The 18300-nt window shown below is 31.8% G+C and carries 16 protein-coding genes; 13 read left to right on the top strand and 3 right to left on the bottom strand.

The genetic code is table 11. The features are described from left to right. Positions 1–2 precede the first annotated feature (2 nt). The 3 genes from Q0678_RS02855 to Q0678_RS02865 all read left to right on the top strand — a co-directional run bounded on the left by Q0678_RS02855 (position 3) and on the right by Q0678_RS02865 (position 4247). On the top strand, positions 3–1595 hold the full coding sequence (locus tag Q0678_RS02855; RefSeq protein WP_299053568.1) for a peptide chain release factor 3: 1593 nt from the start codon (positions 3–5) through the stop codon (positions 1593–1595). A 4-nt stretch (positions 1596–1599) separates the two neighbouring features. Beyond that, a complete protein-coding gene (locus tag Q0678_RS02860) occupies positions 1600–3162 on the top strand; it encodes a hypothetical protein (protein ID WP_299053571.1) in 1563 nt (520 codons plus the stop codon). A gap of 152 nt (positions 3163–3314) precedes the next feature. Beyond that, entirely contained in the window at positions 3315–4247 is a 933-nt protein-coding gene (locus Q0678_RS02865; protein WP_299053573.1) for a peptidylprolyl isomerase, read from the top strand. A gap of 154 nt (positions 4248–4401) precedes the next feature. Here the strand turns inward: Q0678_RS02865 and Q0678_RS02870 are convergent, their stop codons facing one another. Beyond that, positions 4402–4626, bottom strand: a complete 225-nt coding sequence (locus Q0678_RS02870) for a hypothetical protein (protein ID WP_299053575.1) — start codon at positions 4624–4626, stop codon at positions 4402–4404. 96 nt (positions 4627–4722) lie between these two features. Continuing rightward, positions 4723–6102, bottom strand: coding sequence for an MATE family efflux transporter (locus tag Q0678_RS02875; protein ID WP_299053577.1), 1380 nt, complete (start codon positions 6100–6102; stop codon positions 4723–4725). A 143-nt stretch (positions 6103–6245) separates the two neighbouring features. Between Q0678_RS02875 and tpx the strand changes: the two genes are divergently transcribed. From tpx to ribB, 6 genes are all read left to right on the top strand, one after another. Beyond that, positions 6246–6743, top strand: coding sequence for a thiol peroxidase (tpx, locus tag Q0678_RS02880; protein WP_299053579.1), 498 nt, complete (start codon positions 6246–6248; stop codon positions 6741–6743). A gap of 3 nt (positions 6744–6746) precedes the next feature. Continuing rightward, entirely contained in the window at positions 6747–7130 is a 384-nt protein-coding gene (locus Q0678_RS02885; protein ID WP_299053581.1) for a diacylglycerol kinase family protein, read from the top strand. A 32-nt stretch (positions 7131–7162) separates the two neighbouring features. After that, positions 7163–9640: a DNA translocase FtsK gene (locus tag Q0678_RS02890; RefSeq protein ID WP_299053584.1), complete on the top strand. Its 2478-nt coding sequence runs from the start codon at positions 7163–7165 to the stop codon at positions 9638–9640. Between the two features lie 33 nt (positions 9641–9673). Beyond that, positions 9674–10330 carry an outer membrane lipoprotein carrier protein LolA gene (locus tag Q0678_RS02895; protein ID WP_299053587.1) on the top strand — a complete coding sequence of 219 codons (657 nt, stop codon included), beginning with the start codon at positions 9674–9676 and terminating at the stop codon, positions 10328–10330. A gap of 62 nt (positions 10331–10392) precedes the next feature. Continuing rightward, on the top strand, positions 10393–11838 hold the full coding sequence (locus Q0678_RS02900) for an LptF/LptG family permease (protein ID WP_299053590.1): 1446 nt from the start codon (positions 10393–10395) through the stop codon (positions 11836–11838). A 5-nt stretch (positions 11839–11843) separates the two neighbouring features. Next, on the top strand, positions 11844–12983 hold the full coding sequence (gene ribB, locus Q0678_RS02905; protein ID WP_299053593.1) for a 3,4-dihydroxy-2-butanone-4-phosphate synthase: 1140 nt from the start codon (positions 11844–11846) through the stop codon (positions 12981–12983). A 153-nt stretch (positions 12984–13136) separates the two neighbouring features. On the opposite strand, the gene pepE is transcribed toward ribB, so the two are convergent. After that, positions 13137–13838 carry a dipeptidase PepE gene (pepE, locus tag Q0678_RS02910; protein WP_299053596.1) on the bottom strand — a complete coding sequence of 234 codons (702 nt, stop codon included), beginning with the start codon at positions 13836–13838 and terminating at the stop codon, positions 13137–13139. Between the two features lie 164 nt (positions 13839–14002). Between pepE and Q0678_RS02915 the strand changes: the two genes are divergently transcribed. Genes Q0678_RS02915 through Q0678_RS02930 form a run of 4 tightly spaced genes read left to right on the top strand, consistent with a single transcriptional unit; the run spans position 14003 to position 18223 of the window. Next, positions 14003–14716: a hypothetical protein gene (locus Q0678_RS02915; protein ID WP_299053599.1), complete on the top strand. Its 714-nt coding sequence runs from the start codon at positions 14003–14005 to the stop codon at positions 14714–14716. A 48-nt stretch (positions 14717–14764) separates the two neighbouring features. After that, positions 14765–15532: a hypothetical protein gene (locus tag Q0678_RS02920; RefSeq protein WP_299053602.1), complete on the top strand. Its 768-nt coding sequence runs from the start codon at positions 14765–14767 to the stop codon at positions 15530–15532. 26 nt (positions 15533–15558) lie between these two features. Continuing rightward, positions 15559–16059 (top strand): DUF6702 family protein, encoded by a 501-nt coding sequence (locus Q0678_RS02925; protein WP_299053605.1) that lies wholly within the window; start codon positions 15559–15561, stop codon positions 16057–16059. A 37-nt stretch (positions 16060–16096) separates the two neighbouring features. Beyond that, positions 16097–18223: a M1 family metallopeptidase gene (locus Q0678_RS02930; RefSeq protein ID WP_299053608.1), complete on the top strand. Its 2127-nt coding sequence runs from the start codon at positions 16097–16099 to the stop codon at positions 18221–18223. Positions 18224–18300: the final 77 nt, after the last annotated feature.

An 18300-nucleotide genomic window follows, 5' to 3' on the forward strand; every position in this document is an offset into this window, starting at 1 on the left:
AGATGAGTTTTTTAAAAGAAATAGCACGTAGAAGAACATTTGGTATCATATCGCATCCAGATGCTGGTAAAACAACCTTAACAGAAAAATTATTACTTTTTGGTGGCGCCATACAAGAAGCAGGCGCTGTTAAAAATAATAAAATTAAAAAAGGAGCTACATCCGATTTTATGGAAATTGAACGTCAGCGTGGTATTTCTGTAGCTACTTCTGTATTGGCTTTTATTTACAAAGACAAAAAAATTAATATTTTAGATACACCTGGGCACAAAGATTTTGCCGAAGATACTTTTAGAACTTTAACAGCCGTAGATAGTGTTATTGTTGTAATTGATGTTGCCAAAGGTGTAGAACCGCAAACCGAAAAACTGGTAGAAGTTTGTAGAATGCGTAGCATACCAATGCTGGTTTTTATCAATAAATTAGACAGAGAAGGTAAAGATGCTTTTGATTTATTAGATGAAGTAGAACAAAAACTAGGCTTGCGTGTTACTCCTATGAGTTTCCCAATCGGAATGGGCTATGATTTTAAAGGCATTTATAACATTTGGGAAAAGAAACTAAATCTTTTTTCTGGTGATAATAAAACAACTATTTCAGACGGAGTTCAGTTTAATGACTTATCAAACCCAGAATTAGACAAAATAGTTGGTAATAACGCTGCAGAAACCTTACGAGAAGAAATAGAACTGATAAGCGAAGTGTATCCAGACTTTAATCATCAAGAATATTTAGAGGGAAATTTACAACCTGTATTTTTCGGGTCTGCATTAAATAATTTTGGTGTAAAAGAACTGTTAGATGCTTTTATCGAAATTGCACCATCACCTCAACCTAAAAAAGCTGAAGAGCGTCTGGTAGATTCTAAAGAAACCAAATTAACAGGTTTTGTCTTTAAAATTCATGCCAATATGGATCCCAAACACAGAGATCGTTTGGCATTTATCAAAATAGTATCGGGTACTTTTAAAAGAAACGCACCCTACTTGCATGTTAGAAATGGTAAGAAGGTAAAATTCTCGAGTCCGAATGCGTTTTTTGCAGAGAAAAAAGAAATTGTAGACGAATCTTTTCCTGGCGACATTGTTGGTATTCATGATACTGGTAACTTTAAAATTGGAGACACCTTAACCGAAGGAGAAGAATTAAACTTTAAAGGTATTCCTAGTTTTTCGCCAGAACACTTTAGGTATGTTAACAACGCAGACCCAATGAAATCTAAACAACTTTACAAAGGTTTAGATCAGTTAATGGATGAAGGTGTTGCTCAATTATTTACCTTAGATATGAATGGTCGTAAAGTAATAGGTACTGTAGGTGCTTTGCAATATGAAGTTATACAATACCGTTTAGAACATGAATATGGTGCAAAATGTACCTATGAAAACTTGAGTGTTCACAAAGCATGCTGGGTAGAGCCTCAAGACATAAAAAATGAGGAGTTTAAAGAGTTTAAACGTGTAAAACAACGTTATTTAGCTAAAGACAAACAGGGTCAGTTAGTGTTTTTGGCAGATTCTGCTTTTACCATACAAATGACACAAAGTAAATACCCTTCAGTGAAATTGCATTTTACAAGTGAGTTTAAAAATTAAGTTGATGAAAAAAATTGCTTACTTTCTTCTTATTTTGTGCACGACTATCGGTTATAGTCAAGACGATACTTCCTTTAATTTAAAAGGGCTAGAATTACAAAATGCTATTCGGTTAAACTATATATTGGTGCACCAACCCGTAAATGAGGTTTCTTACAACTTAAAACCTACCATGGGTTTTGTTGGTTTAAACTACAACATACCTTTAAACGATTGGCTGTATACTGGTCTGGGGTTTCATACCGCAATTACTGGAGATCAAGGTGGTCTTTTTACTTTAGGAGTTAACCTTGGCGTTAACAAAGCAATCTATAAAAATCTTTTTTTTGATGCAAACCTCCACTTTGGTGGCGGAGGCGGTTACAGAAGCTTGGTAAACGGCGGCGGAATTATTTACCCAAATATAGGCTTGCAATTTAAAAAGAAAGGGTATTCTTTTGGAGTTCAATATGGTTATGTTGACTTTTTTACAGGAATTCAAAAAAATGACAACGTTTCTTTTTTTATTGAAATACCTACTAATTTAAGAAAAGCAAACTATAAAGAGGCACAAAAAACAATCTCAGAAAAACAAGTATCCAAAGAAGAAACTTGGAACAAACCTGCTGTAAAAAGTGTTCAACAATTAACATTTGATTACTTTTTTCCGATGGGAATGTCTAGAACAGATGCAAGTACAACACCACAATACAAACCTATTAACAACACATTATCTCTATTAGGTTTTGAATACCAAAGATACCTTACAAGCAATACCTTTGCCTATGTTCATTTAGATGCTATGTATGGCGGATTAACTGCTGGTTTTATGGACCTGTTTTTTGGTGTTGGAAAAAATGTAGTAGAAACTAAATATGTAAACTTATTTGGTAAATTTGGTATCGGTGCCGCTGGTGGACGAATTTATCCAGAAGGTGGTTTAACAATGTACCCAAGTGTTGGCGCAGATGTAAGAATTACAAAAAAATTCGGACTTAGTGCACATGTTGGCTATCACAGAGCAATTGGCGGAACCTTTGAAGCCTACACCGCTGGTTTTAGCTTAAAATATTACGGTTTAAGCGGTGGTACAACACATCCTTTCACAAAAGAAAGAATTAAAAAATTTAAGACACAAGGCATTCAAGTAGGTGTTCAAAATCAAACCTATTTTGATGTTGCTAAATTTGGCATACCACCAAGTAATCTACAATTAATTGCTCTAAAAGTTAACTATAGTCTAAACAAACGAATATATGTGGCAGGTGAAGCCTCTTTTGCTTATGAAGGCGAATCTGGCGGATATGCTCATGGAGTTTTTGGATTAGGAATAAAAACCAATACTTTTGCAAACAACAGATTATCATTATTTGCAGAAGCGGCAGTTGGTGTTGCCGGTGGCGGAAGAGTAGATTCTGGCGAAGGCGTGCTACTAAGACATACAGTGGGTATTAATTATCATTTAAATGACGATTTTTCTTTGATGGCCTCTGGCGGTCAAATGTGGTCTCCGTTTGGCAATGTAAATTCTACAAACCTAAACATAGGAATCTCTTACGGGTTGTCTATTTTAAATGCAAAAAAATAATTTATTCTGATTTTTTTCAGAAGCTTATCAATAAAAACAATCTTGATCTAAAACTCAAGATTACAGTAATCCAAGTTCGAGCGCAGTCGAGAACTAATAAAATGAATAAAACATCTCGACTGCGCTCGAGTAAATAAAATTAAACGAATACAATGAATAACGGAATCTACGCAAAATTCACAACCCCAAAAGGTGCTATTTTAGTACAATTAGAGCACGAAAAAACACCAGGTACAGTTGGTAACTTTATCGCTTTAACAGAAGGTAATCTAGAAAATGCCGTAAAAGAACAAGGAACACCTTATTATAACGGACTAAAGTTTCATAGAGTTATACCCGATTTTATGATTCAAGGAGGATGCCCACAAGGAACCGGAACTGGTAACCCAGGTTACAAGTTTGATGATGAATTTCACCCAGACTTAAAGCACGATGTTCCTGGTAAATTAGCAATGGCCAATTCTGGTCCTGCAACCAACGGAAGTCAGTTTTACATTACCCACGTTCCTACTCCATGGTTAGATGGTAAACACACTGTTTTTGGAAGTGTTATAGAAGGGCAAGATGTAGTAGACTCGATAGCACAAGGCGATGAACTAACTTCTGTAGAAATCATTAGAGTTGGTGCAGATGCCGAAGCTTTTAATGCTGTAGAATCTTTTAGAACTTTTGAAGGATCTAGAGAAAAACGTGAAGCAGAAGAAAAAGCAAAACAAAAAGAATTATTAGATAGTGTAGCTGCTGGTTATGATGAAACTGAAAGCGGTTTACGTTACCAAATTTTACAAAAAGGTACCGGAAAAAAAGCTACAAAAGGTGCAGGAGTATCTGTACACTACAAAGGTCAATTATTAGACGGTACTGTATTTGATTCTTCATACAAAAGAAAACAACCTATAGATTTTAATGTAGGCGTTGGTCAAGTTATATCTGGTTGGGATGAAGGTATACAATTATTACAAGTTGGCGATAAAGCTCGTTTTGTAATTCCTTCTGATTTGGCTTATGGTGCAGCTGGTGCTGGTGGTGTTATACCGCCAAATGCAACATTAATTTTTGATGTAGAATTAATGGATGTAAAGTAAAAAACACTTTTACAAATACCTTTATAAAATGCAAAAGCTCTCTAATTTTAGAGAGCTTTTTGTTTTCAGTAACATGTTGTTTAATCAAGAACTAATAAACCCTTTTAAAAAGGGAATTATAGAAATATTGAACAAGAGTAAGAAGATTATAATCTTACTCTAAACCTTGCATTTCTGCATCATAAAACGCACCAGCTTTATCCATTAAATCGGCTAATTCGGTTGCAATATCTTCTTCACGCTCACCCGTTAAATCTTCGAACCATTCTACTTCATCATCTTTTAAATTGATTAAAAATCGAGGAAATTCTGTGTGCAACACAAAAATATCATCCGGAAAATTACTGTTGTCTGCTAATAAAAATTTAGGTAAATCCATTTGTTGTCTTTTATCTGTTCGAGCGCAGTCGATAACTATTATTAAAATTATACTTTTTATGTATCTCTCGACTGCACTCGAGTAGATAATTTCACTTTAATTTTGTTTTTCTTTTATCAACTTTAAAGTTAACTTATTAAATCTTATAAATAATAAAACCGAAGCAGTTGTTAAACCTGCTAGCAAACCTAGCCAAATACCAAAACTACCATACATATCTTCTTTTCCTAAAAAGTAAGAAACCGGAAAACCAACAATCCAATAAGAAATAAAAGTAAGTATCGTTGGTATTTTTACATCTTGCAAACCTCTTAAAGCACCTAATACAACTACCTGAATACTGTCTGATATCTGAAAAAATGCTGCAGCTAAAAGTAAGTTTGATGCAATAGAAAGCACTTCCATATTGTCTTTATAGTTTTCTACATCACTTAAATCTACATAAATATTTGGTAAAAACTCGTGAAATATAAAGAAAACAAGAGCAAATAAAGTTGCTAAAATAACCCCCAATAGAAAAATAGAAAAAGCAATTCTACGCAACTCACTATAATTTTGCAACCCTTTTTGGTTGCCAACTCTAATCATAGAAGCCACACTTAATCCCATGGCAACCATAAATGTCATAGAAGATAAATTTAAGGCAATTTGGTTTGCAGCCTGCGGGTTTTTACCTAACAAACCACTTAACCAAATGGCTGCTGTAAAAATTGCTACTTCAAAAAACATTTGCATCGCACTTAAAGACCCTAAATTGATTATTTTTTTTATCATCAAAAAATCGACCACAAAAGACTCTATATTTTTTACAATTTTAGCAGAACGCTCTTTAAAACGTAATAGCAACCATAAATAAACAACCATAATAACCCTAGAAGCTAGTGTACCGTATGCAGCACCAACAATACCTAATTCTGGAAAACCGAATTTTCCAAAAATTAAAATATAATTCAGTACAATATTTACAATATTCGCTAATAATGTGGCATACATTGGGTATTTGGTCATCGACATTCCGTCGCTAAACTGTTTAATTGCCTGAAAAATAACCAAGGGAATTAATGAAAATGCTACCAAATCTAAATACGGAATTGCCAAAGTAACAACCTCTTCTGGCTGATTCATTAAATGCATTAACGGTTTACAGAAATAGACACCTAAAAAAAGTGCAATTCCTAAAGTAGTACATAAAAACAAACCACTTTTATAGGTAGATCTTGCTTGTTTTAAATTATTAGAGGCATCTGCTTCTGCAATTAAAGGAGTTATAGCCGTAGAAAAACCAATACCAATAGACATGGCAATAAACATAAAACTGTTCCCTAAAGAAACCGCAGCCAATTCGGCAGTTCCTATTTGACCTACCATTATATTGTCTATAAAACTCACAAAAGTATGCCCAAGCATACCAAGCATTACCGGTGCAGCAAGTTTCCAGTTATATTTAAATTCTGATGTATATTTAGAAATATTCACTTTTAGCTATTCATTTTTCAGACTGCGAAGATACTACTTCTGTTTAAAGTTCTTAATCGAGATGCAATTTAAAGTTTCAATTAAAAGATTCAACTTTTTTCAAGAAAAAAAGTTATTTTTGACTTTTATAAAAAACTCTACAAATGGCAAATATTACGTTAAAAGGAAATGCAATTGATACAATTGGTCTACTACCAGAAATAGGCAAAAAAGCACCCGATTTTAAATTGACAGCAGTAGATTTATCTCACAAAACACTTTCTGACTATTCGAATAAAAATATCATACTAAATATTTTTCCGAGTGTAGACACTGCTACTTGTGCAAGTTCTGTAAGAGAGTTTAACAAAAAAGCAGCCTCCTTAAAAGATACTGTTGTTATTTGTATCTCTAAAGATTTACCTTTTGCTCAAGCTCGTTTTTGTGGTGCAGAAGGCATTAAAAATGTAAGTATGCTATCTGATTTTGCTGATGGTAATTTTGGCAAAACATATCAACTAGAAATTAAAAATGGTCCTTTGGCTCATTTGCATTCTAGAGCAATTGTTGTAATTAACAAAGAAGGTGTTGTTAAACACACAGAACAAGTATTAGAAATTACAGAAGAACCTAATTATACCGATGCTTTAAACGCTATTTAATCTATGAAAAACCCCAAAGATGGATTTTTAAAAGGTAGATTGCGTAGTTTTAAATTTGCTTTAAAGGGTATGTGGCTATTAATTACTACAGAAGATAGTATTAAAGCACAATTATTTATTGCAGTTTTAGCAACTTTAATTGGTTTATATTTTGATATTAGTACCACAGAATGGATGTTTCAATTTTTTGCAATTGGGCTAGTTTTAGTAGCAGAAGCATTAAATACTGCTATTGAAAAAATTGCAGATTTTATACACCCAGAATACCACGAAAAAATTGGCTTTATTAAAGATATTGCTGCTGGAGCGCCAAGTTTTGCAGCATTTACCGCATTAATTATATGCGTTTTTATATACAAATCTAAACTAGTGGTATTATTTAGTTAATTCAGGTTTACACAAAAAAGATCTTACATAAAATGATTAAAAGGAAACAAAGCACAAAAAAAACAATTAATTCTTTAGAGAATAAACCTAGTTTTTTTTCTTCTTTGAAAACAAGACAAGCACAAACAATATTAGGTACCTTCTTACTATTGTTTTCTATCTTTTTATGCATTGCCTTTGTTTCATTCTTTTTTAATTGGCAAGAAGACCAAAGCACATTAACTCAATTAACTAATAAAAATGTTCGTAGCAATAACTTATTGGGTAAAATTGGTGCGAGTCTTAGTCATTTTTTTATATATAAAGGCTTCGGTTTAGGGGCTTTTATAATTGCATTTCAACTATTTGTTAGTGGTCTGTTTATCTTTTTAAAAAAGAAAATATCTAAACATATAATCTCTTGGAACTGGAGTCTTGTAGCATTACTTTGGGTAGCTGTTACTCTTGGTTTTAGTAGAAGCAACAATGCTTTATTATCTGGAGTTATTGGTTTTGAAATAAATGAATATTTACAAACTTTTATAGGCAAAACTGGTTTAATAATTCTATTAGGTTTCTTTTTTATCACCTACTTAGTAACAAGGTACAAAGTAAATTTTGATGTTTACTTAGAAAAACTAAAACAAAAAAGAGAAGAAAGAAAAAACGCTGCTCCTAAAGAAAACACTCATACAGAAAATACAGAAGAAACAACTAATAACATTAGTTTAAAAGAAGAAGAAAACACCTCTGAAAATAATGTTTCAGCTACCGATGAAAAAGAAAAATCTAGTGTTGCACTTTCTGTAAAAAACCTACAACCAACGATAAGCAAACACTCTGAGGTAAATACCCCAAAAGAAGAGATTACTTTAAAGGTTGAAAAAGAAATAACACCTACGTTAAAAACAACTATTGCTGATAAAGAAGAATCAGTTATCGATGTAGAGATCGATGTTGCTATCGGTCGAGACGAAGAGCATTCTACTGAGAATTTATCAAATCAACTAGTAAAAGATTTTGGAGAATTTGACCCAACATTAGAATTAAGTAATTTTAAGTTTCCTACTTTCAACCTTTTAAAACAGTACAATGATTCAATATCTATTGATCCAGAAGAACTAGAGGCTAACAAAGATAGAATTGTAGAAACTTTAAAAAACTACAAAATTGGTATTGCAGAAATTAAAGCAACTGTTGGTCCAACAATTACATTGTATGAAATTGTACCAGAAGCAGGAATTAGAATTTCTAAAATTAAAAATTTAGAAGATGATATAGCACTTTCTTTATCTGCTTTAGGTATTAGAATTATTGCACCAATACCAGGTAAAGGCACCATTGGTATCGAGGTTCCTAATAAAAAATCGACCATCGTTTCTATGCACTCTGTTATTTCTTCAAAGAAATTTCAAGAATCTACTATGGAACTGCCCATTGCATTAGGAAAAACAATCTCTAACGAAACTTTTGTTGTAGATCTAGCTAAAATGCCGCATTTATTAATGGCAGGTGCAACAGGACAAGGAAAATCTGTTGGTTTAAACGCCGTATTAACATCACTCCTATACAAAAGACACCCTGCAGAAGTAAAGTTTATATTGGTAGATCCGAAGAAAGTAGAATTAACTTTGTTCAATAAAATTGAGCGACATTATCTTGCTAAATTACCAGATGTAGAAGACGCAATTATTACAGATACAACCAAAGTGGTTCATACATTAAACTCTTTGTGTATTGAAATGGACAATAGATACGATTTGCTTAAAGCGGCAATGGTTAGAAATATAAAAGAATACAATCAAAAGTTTAAACAACGTAAATTAAACCCCAATGATGGTCATCAACACCTACCTTATATTGTTTTGGTTATTGATGAATTTGCAGATTTAATTATGACTGCTGGTAAAGAAGTAGAAACACCGATTGCCAGATTAGCACAACTTGCAAGAGCCATTGGTATTCATTTAATTGTGGCAACGCAAAGACCTTCTGTAAACGTAATTACAGGTATTATTAAAGCCAATTTCCCTGCAAGAATAGCCTTTAGAGTAACCTCTAAAATAGACTCTAGAACCATATTAGATGCTGGTGGCGCAGACCAATTAATTGGTAGAGGAGATTTATTATACACTGCTGGTAACAACCTAAATAGAATACAATGTGCCTTTGTTGACACACCAGAAGTAGAAAAAATTACCGATTTTATTGGCTCGCAGAAAGCATATTCAGAAGCATATTTATTACCAGAATATGTAGATGATGAAAGTGGCACAAGTATTGATATAGACATTGCCGATAGAGATAAGCTTTTTAAAGAAGCTGCAGAAATTATTGTAACAGCACAACAAGGATCTGCCTCTTTATTACAAAGAAAATTAAAATTAGGCTACAACAGGGCTGGTAGATTAATCGATCAATTAGAAGCTGCTGGTATTGTTGGTGGTTTTGAAGGCAGTAAGGCTAGACAAGTATTGGTGGCCGATTTTGTTGCTTTAGAACAATTATTAGAAAACGAAAAAAATATATAATCACTATTTAAAAAGTGCTAAAAACAACCTAATATGAAAAAAATAGGAATCTTATTTTTAATGTTCATTTTTACGACAATCAGTTTTTCTCAAAACTCAGAAGAAGCAAAAAACCTGTTAGATGAAGTTTCTCTAAAAATGAGTGCATACAACAATATGACTATTAATTTTAGTCAAACATTAAGTAACGAAGATGCTGGTATTATGGCTGGGGATGAACCTGCTATAAGAGGTAAAATAGCTTTACAAGGAGAAAAATACAATTTAAACTATTTGGGTAATCAATTTATTTTTGATGGTAAAAAATTGTATGTAATTAACAATGATGAAAAAGAAATTACCATTAATGACGGCGATATGAGCGGAGATGATGGTTTTATCTACCCTTCTAAACTACTTACTTTTTATAAAGAAGGCTATACTTTTAGTATGGGTAATTTAACGAACGTTAATGGCAGAAAAATACAGTTTGTAACTTTAAATCCTATCAATAGTAATTCTGATATTGTAAAAGTAGAATTGGCTATTGATGCAAAAACAAAGCATATTTACAAACTATTACAAACGGGTTCTAATGGTTCGAAAACAACGTTTACAATTAACGAATTTAAAAGCAACCAACAGTTACCACAAAATTTTTTCTTCTTCGATCAAGAAAAATTTAAAAAATTAAACTTTACCATAGACTAAAGTTCTGCAATTAATAGAAAAATAATAGCAACTGTCATCTTAAGAAGCTATTTTTGCAAAAGATGAAAATTTTAGACAGATACATCCTAAAAACATTTTTAGTTCCTTTTATAGCTACGTTTCTAATTGTGCTATTTGTTTTGGTAATGCAACTCTTATGGCAAACTTTCGAAAGCATTGCTGGTAAAGGAATTAGCCTGCCTTTTATCTTAAAATTTTTATATTACTCTACCTTAATAATTACCCCGCAAGCACTGCCAATTGGCGTGTTATTATCTTCTATTATGGCATTGGGTAATTTAGGGGAGAATTATGAATTTGCTGCGGCAAAATCTGCCGGAATTTCTCTACAAAGACTGGTAAGACCTTTGGTATTTTTAACCCTCTTATTAAGCGGTATTAATTTTTTATTTTTAAACAACGTTTATCCTTACGCGGTCTTAAAACAAAAGAATTTATACTTAAACATAAAAAAGAAAAAACCTGCCATGGCATTAGTACCTGGTAGTTTTAATGGCGATTTAACTGGCTTTCAAATTAAGTTTGAAGAAAAATATGGTGAAGAAAAAAACTTACTTAAAAAAGTTCTGATTTATGATTTATCTGGTAATAAAGGAAATCAGAAAGTAATTACTGCAGAAAGAGGAAAAATTATTTCTGAAGAAGGTAGCCGTTACATGACCTTTATTTTATACGATGGTTATTATTATGAAGAACATGTAAAATCTGCCACCACAGCTATCAAAAGAAAAAAGATGGCAGCCTCTAATGCTACTTTTAAAGAATATGAATTTAATATTGATATTTCTGACATTTCTGGTGATAAAGGTTTAGATGAAACCAAGCACACTAAAAATTTTATGATGCTTAGTCTAAATCAACTTAAAGATACCATTCCTAATTTAAAAGCAAATTATGATGAAACGTTGCTTTTAAAATCTAAGAATATTTATGCCACAACATTGGCAAATAAATTATACAAATATCCGGACAGTTTAAAAGACCATAAAACAGATAGTATTGTTTTAAATAATTTCGATTTACAAGGTAAAATTACAGTATTAAATGCGGCTTCTACAAAAGCATCTAGAGCTTTAAGCTCTATAAAAGACAATATTGTTTCTATCAAATGGAAACGTAAAAACCTTAACTTTTTTGATACCGAATATTACAACAGAATATCATTATCATTATCTTGTTTGTTTCTGTTTTTTATTGGTGCTCCTTTGGGTTCTATTATTAGAAAAGGTGGTTTTGGATTACCAATGATACTAGCTATTGCTGTATATGTTACCTATTTCTTTGGCAATACCTTTGGAAAAAACTTAGCAGAAGAAAGCTCTATTTCGGCCTTTTTGGGTTCTTGGATTGCCGCTTTTATTATGATACCTGTTGGTATATTATTAACACGCAGAGCTACAAAAGACAAAGGGCTTTTTAATATTGATACCCTAATACAACCTGTACGAAATTTCTTTACAAAAATATTTACAAAAAAAGACGCCTAATTTACATGACAAACACTAAAAGTAACTCGCAATTAAACTCAATTTCAGAAGCAATTGAAGACATTAAAAACGGTAAAGTAATTATTGTTGTAGATGATGAAAACAGAGAAAATGAAGGCGACTTTTTAGCTGCAGCTGAAATGGTAACTCCAGATATGATTAATTTTATGGCGACACATGGTCGTGGTTTAATTTGCGCACCATTAACCGAAAAAAGATGTAAAGAGTTAGAGTTAGGCATGATGGTAAATAATAATACCGACCCTATGGAAACCGCTTTTACAGTTTCTGTAGATTTACGAGGCAAAGGTGTTACTACAGGCATTTCTGCTACCGATAGGGCATTAACCATTAAGGCATTAGTTGAAAAAAACACCAAACCATTCGATTTAGCAAGACCAGGTCATATTTTTCCTTTAAAGGCAAAAGAAGGTGGTGTTTTAAGAAGAACCGGCCACACAGAAGCTGCCATAGATTTTGCACGTTTAGCAGGTTTACAGCCAGCAGGTGTTATTGTAGAAATTATGAATGAAGATGGCACCATGGCTCGCCTACCAGAACTTTTAGAAGTTGCTAAAAAATTCGACATTAAAATAGTTTCTATAGAAGACTTGGTTGCCTATAGAATGGAACATGATTCTTTAATTGAAAAGAAAGAAGATTTTAATTTACAGACACGTTTTGGTGAGTTTAGAGTAAGAGCATACCAGCAAACCACAAATAACCAAGTACATTTAGCTCTTACTAAAGGAACTTGGTCTAAAGACGAAGCGATCTTAACAAGAGTAAATTCAACTCTTGTAAACAATGATATTCTTGGCACGTTAACAAATAATGCAGATGCCAAGTTAGATCAAATGTTTCAAGTAATTAATAAAGAAGAAAAAGGAGCTATTTTGTTTATCAACCAGCAAAACCAATCTCAAAACTTATTAAGTAGGTTAAATTTATTAAAAGAAAACCAATCAAATGGCGAAATGAAAGCTCCTGCAATTGGTATGGACAATAAAGATTTTGGTATTGGAGCGCAAATTTTACATGATCTTAAAATTAGCAAACTAAATTTAATTACAAACACACAACAGACAAAGCGTGTAGGAATGATTGGCTATGGTTTAGAAATTGTAGATTACGTGAAGTATTAGTGGTTAGTGGAAGAAAAAAAATAGTTAGGAATTCTCAAAGGATTATAACTTTTTTTACACTTTTACACTTTTACACTTTTAAACCTTTCAACTTTTAAACTTTTAAACTTTTAAACTTTTCACATCTTCAACACTTCTCACTTCACAATAAATTTAAATTTCTACCGCTACCCCGCTTTCAAGTTCAATAGGCAATTTATCTTGTTTAAATAATCTTGCGGTATGTTTTCCATTTAAAATAATTTTGTCATTATCAACAGTTAACCAACTTCCTTCTCGCAAACCTAAAACCGGAATACTATTAAAAACATGGTACTCTTTTATTCTTGTTTCTCGAGTTTCCCCCATATGCGTAGATCCTAGAAGCGGATCTAAATAATGAGCGTTAATATTAAACGGAATTACATTTAACGTATTAAAACTAGGCGGATACACAATCGGCATATCATTAGTATTCATCATTGTTACCCCACAAATATTGCTACCTGCACTGGTTCCTAAATAAGGTGTCCCGTTTTCTAAAGCTTGTTTTAAGGTTGATAAAACATCCTTTTTATAGAGCTGATTTACTAGCTCAAAAGTGTTTCCTCCTCCTGTAAAAATAGCTTCTGCTTCTAAAATGGCTTTTTTAGGATTCTCAAATTCATGAATTCCTTTTACCGTTATACCAATGCTAGCAAATGCCGCTTTTACAATAGCAGTATATGCTGTATAAGTTTTACCACTTGCTCTAGCATACGGAATAAACAAAAGCTGTTTTACATCTTTAAAGTGAATTTTTAAAGTAGGCAACAAATAATCTAAATACCCACTATTATATATTGTTGACGTGCTTGCGAGAATCATTTTTTTCATACTTCAAAAATAACAATTTATATTCCTAGAATTTAACACAAGTTTATTATTCTGTTAATAAAGATTTAAGAAGCACATTTTCTTTCTTTGTATCAATGAAAAAAACTGCTATATTTTTAATTTTATTAGTCAATATTTACTTTCTAAACGCCCAAGAAAAAAACATGCTAATTTTAGGAAAAATAATACTTAAAGATAGCATTGCAAAAGAAATACATGTTGTAAACAAACAACAACACAAAGGAACCATTACCGATAATAATGGTTTATTTAACATTACAGTTAAAGTTGGTGATACTTTATTTTTTTCACACATAAACCTAGAAAACAAAGATATTATCATTACAAATAAAACAATACTTCAAGGTGAAATAACAGTATATTTAGATGAAAAAACTGAAATTTTAAACGAATTTGTTTTAGAAAAAAAGAGAAGTATTTTTTATCAAGATCCAGAAATTATTACCTACAATGGCCCAGTAGTAAATGCAAAAACTTTAAACTTACCGTATGCAGAAAGTGTTGCCGAAAAAGAAAAAAATATTTTAAAATTTAAATCGGGCGCGGTAGTAAGTTTAGACAATTTAATAAACAGCTTAAACGGAAATAATAAGAGAACAAAGCAGCTTAAAAAAATGTCTTTAGAAGACATCGAAATTCAAAAAATTAGAACATTTTTTACAGATAGTTTTTTTGTAGTTGATTTAAAAATAAAAAAAGAATACATTAATCTATTTTTAAATGACTGCCTCGATAAAAATATTATACGTATTTTTAAAAAGGACAATTCGTTAAAACTGACTAAAATATTAATTAGTGAAAGTAAACTATTTCCAAAAAAAGTAACAGATGAAAAATTACTTTTAACCAACAACTAACATATAGAAATGTTAAAAAAACAACTATTATTTTTATTTGCTTTTACAATGGTATGCACTGTTTTTGCGCAAAAAAATATCGTAATGTTGTCTGGTAAAATAACAGATTCTATTGGCGTGGTTAAAAACGCAAACATTATTAATTTAAATACAAAACAAGGAACCTCTTCTGCAGATGATGGCTCTTTTAAAATTACTGTTTTTAAAGGAGATACGATACAAATTTCTACAATTCAGCATGCTGTAGTTAAAGTCCGTATTAAAGAAAAACATCTTAAAAATAGAGCGATTAACATTCAGTTGCAATCTACTACCTACGTTTTAGATGCCTTTGATTTAAAAAAACACAATTTAGTTGGTCGTTTAGGCATCGATTTAAAACAAGTCCCAAAAAACAAAAGAGATTCTTTGTTAAAAAACACCATGGATTTTTCTGATGTAAACATGAAAAGAGCCGAAGCAGATGATTATATAGACAAAAGAGTACGACCTCAAATAGCAGAAACAGACCCCACCGCCAAGTTTGTTGGTGCAGGTGCAGCCGCTGTAATTCCTTTTAAATACTCTGAACGTTTATGGGCACTTCGAAAAAAATTGGCTCGTAAAAAAGCATTTCCTACTAAAATACTAAACGAGCTTGGCGAAGATTTCTTTTTTGATACCCTAAAAATTCCTGTAGACAACTATTTTCATTTTTTAGAATATTGCAATCCGTTAGGAATTGAAGAACTTCACAAAGAAGACAAAATATTAGAATTGATAAAAATTTTTAAGAAAGAGAGTACTTCGTATCTTAAAATTATAAAAAAGATGTAAATTAGCTGATATTATTTCCCTTTATTATGAGTTTTAAAAAAATATTTTTACTAGTCGCAATTACTCCGCTACTACTCTCCTACACCACTCATAAATATTATTTAAGCTTAACACAACTCGAGTATAAAAAAGAACAACAAGCCATTCAAATTACAATTAATGTTTTTATGGATGACATAGAAGTGGCCTTAAACAAAGATTACAACATCGATTTACAATTAACCACAAAAAAGGAGTTGCCCAACAATACCAAATATTTTAAAAAATATCTTTCTGAAAAACTACATTTTAAAATTAATAATATTGCTACTAACTTTACTTACATTGGCAAAGAATATGATGGCGATTTAGTAGTGCTGTATTTAGAAATACCAAACATTAAAGAATTAAATTCTATAGAAATTAAAAATAACATATTAACAACACATTTTCCCGAGCAAAAAAACTTGGTAAAAACTAAAGTAGGTCAAAAAAATAAAAGTGTCTTTTTAGATGCTGATAAAAATAAAGACCTATTGTTATTTTAACCGCAACTAATTTTATTAAAAGATAAACACAATCAAAATGAAAAAAATTACACCCTTATTACTTGCATTCTTTTTAGTTGGTGCAACTGCATTTTCTCAAGAAAGTAGCACAAAAAGAGGCCATACAAATCAAAATAAATTTAAACAATTAAAAGATGAATTGGCTACCCCAAACTCGCAAAGAACTGCTTCTGGTGCACCTGGTGTAAATTACACACAGCAAAAGGTAGATTATGTGATGGATATTGTTTTAGATGACAAAAACCAACGTATTTCTGGTAAAGAAACTATTTTATACCACAACAACTCTAAAGACAACCTAGCATATTTATGGGTGCAACTAGACCAAAACATGAGAGCTAAAGACTCTAAAACACCCGATATACAAACTACTAAAATACCGAAAAACCTTAGTAAAGAAAGGTATAACAAAAGTTATAAAGATCAACCTTTTGATGGTGGTTTTAATATAACTAGTGTAACTAATGAAGATGACAGCAAGCTATCTTACACAATAAACCAAACCATGATGCGTATTAATTTACCAAAACCATTGGCATCTGGCGATACTTTTAGTTTTAAAATTGAATGGTGGTACAATATCAACAACCATAGAAAAGATGGTGGTAGATCTGGTTATGAGCATTTTACAGAAAACGGAAATAACAACTACGTAATTGCTCAATTTTTTCCTAGACTTTGTGTGTATGACAATGTAGAAGGTTGGCAAAATGATCAATTTTGGGGAAGAAGCGAATTTGCTTTAGAATTTGGTGATTATACCGTAAACATTACTACTCCAGAAGACCACATGTTAGGCGCAACAGGAGTATTACAAAACGAACAAGAGGTACTTAGTAAAAAAGAATTAAAAAGATTAACTAACGCTAGAAAAACGTTTGACAATCCTGTAATTATTAGAACACAAGAAGAAGCAACAGAAATTGAAAAAAGCAAAGCTACAGCTACCAAAACATGGAAATTTAAAGCTAAAAATGTTAGAGATTACGCATTTGCATCATCTAGAAAATTTATTTGGGATGCAATGGCAGTAGATATTAACGGTAAAACGGTGATGGCTTATTCTTTATATTCTAAAGAAGCAAACCCATTATATGGCGATCATTCTACCAGAGCTGTCGCGCAAACTTTAAAAACATATTCTAAATATACGTTTGATTATCCGTACCATAAAGCAATTTCTGTAGATGGACAAATGGGTATGGAGTATCCTCAAATTTGTTTCAACCCAGGAAGACCAAATGCCGATGGCACTTACTCTGATAGAACAAAATACAGAATGATAAAAGTAACCATACACGAAGTTGGTCATAATTTCTTTCCGATGATTGTAAATTCTGATGAGAGACAATGGACTTGGATGGATGAAGGATTAAATTCTTATGTAGAAATGTTAGCCGAACTGGCTTACGACAAAGATTTTCCGATCACTAGAGGATATCCAAAGAATATTGTAAAATACATGAGCGGAGATCAGTCTAAAATTGCACCTATTATGACAAAAGGAGACAATGTATATGAGTTTGGGAATAATGCCTACGGAAAACCTGCAACAGCTTTATGGATTTTAAGAGAAACCATAATGGGAAAAGAATTATTTGATCATGCATTTAGAACATACTCTAAACGTTGGATGTTTAAACACCCAACACCAGCAGACTTTTTTAGAACCATGGAAGATGCATCTGGCGTAGATTTAGATTGGTTTTGGAGAGGATGGTTTTACACAACAGATGTAACCGACATTGGTATTAAAGAAGTGAAAAAATACCACACAAAATTAGTAGGTGATAATGTAGATTTTATAGAAGACACCACCACAGGACTTGGTTTTAAAGCGAATATTAATAAAGACTCTAAATTTCATTATGAAATAACATACAACAAGCCAGGCGGTTTGGTAATGCCAATTATTGTGCAATTTACCTACAAAGATGGTACTACTGAAAGAAAAGTATATCCGGCTCAAATATGGAGATATAATGATGATGAAATAACCAAAGTATTTAGCACTAACAAAGAACTGTCTAAAATTGAAATAGACCCAGATTTAGAAACTGCAGATGTAGATACCTCTAACAACAACTGGCCTAAAGAAGACAAAAATAAATTCGAAAAATTTAAAAAAAATATTAAAAAATAAATCCAACATTTTTTCTTACAAAATAAGCAATTAAAATATCACGCTTATCCATAAGAAAAACACCCCCATGTTGTTAA

The sequence above is a fragment of the uncultured Polaribacter sp. genome (assembly GCF_947497125.1).
GTDB lineage: Bacteria > Bacteroidota > Bacteroidia > Flavobacteriales > Flavobacteriaceae > Polaribacter.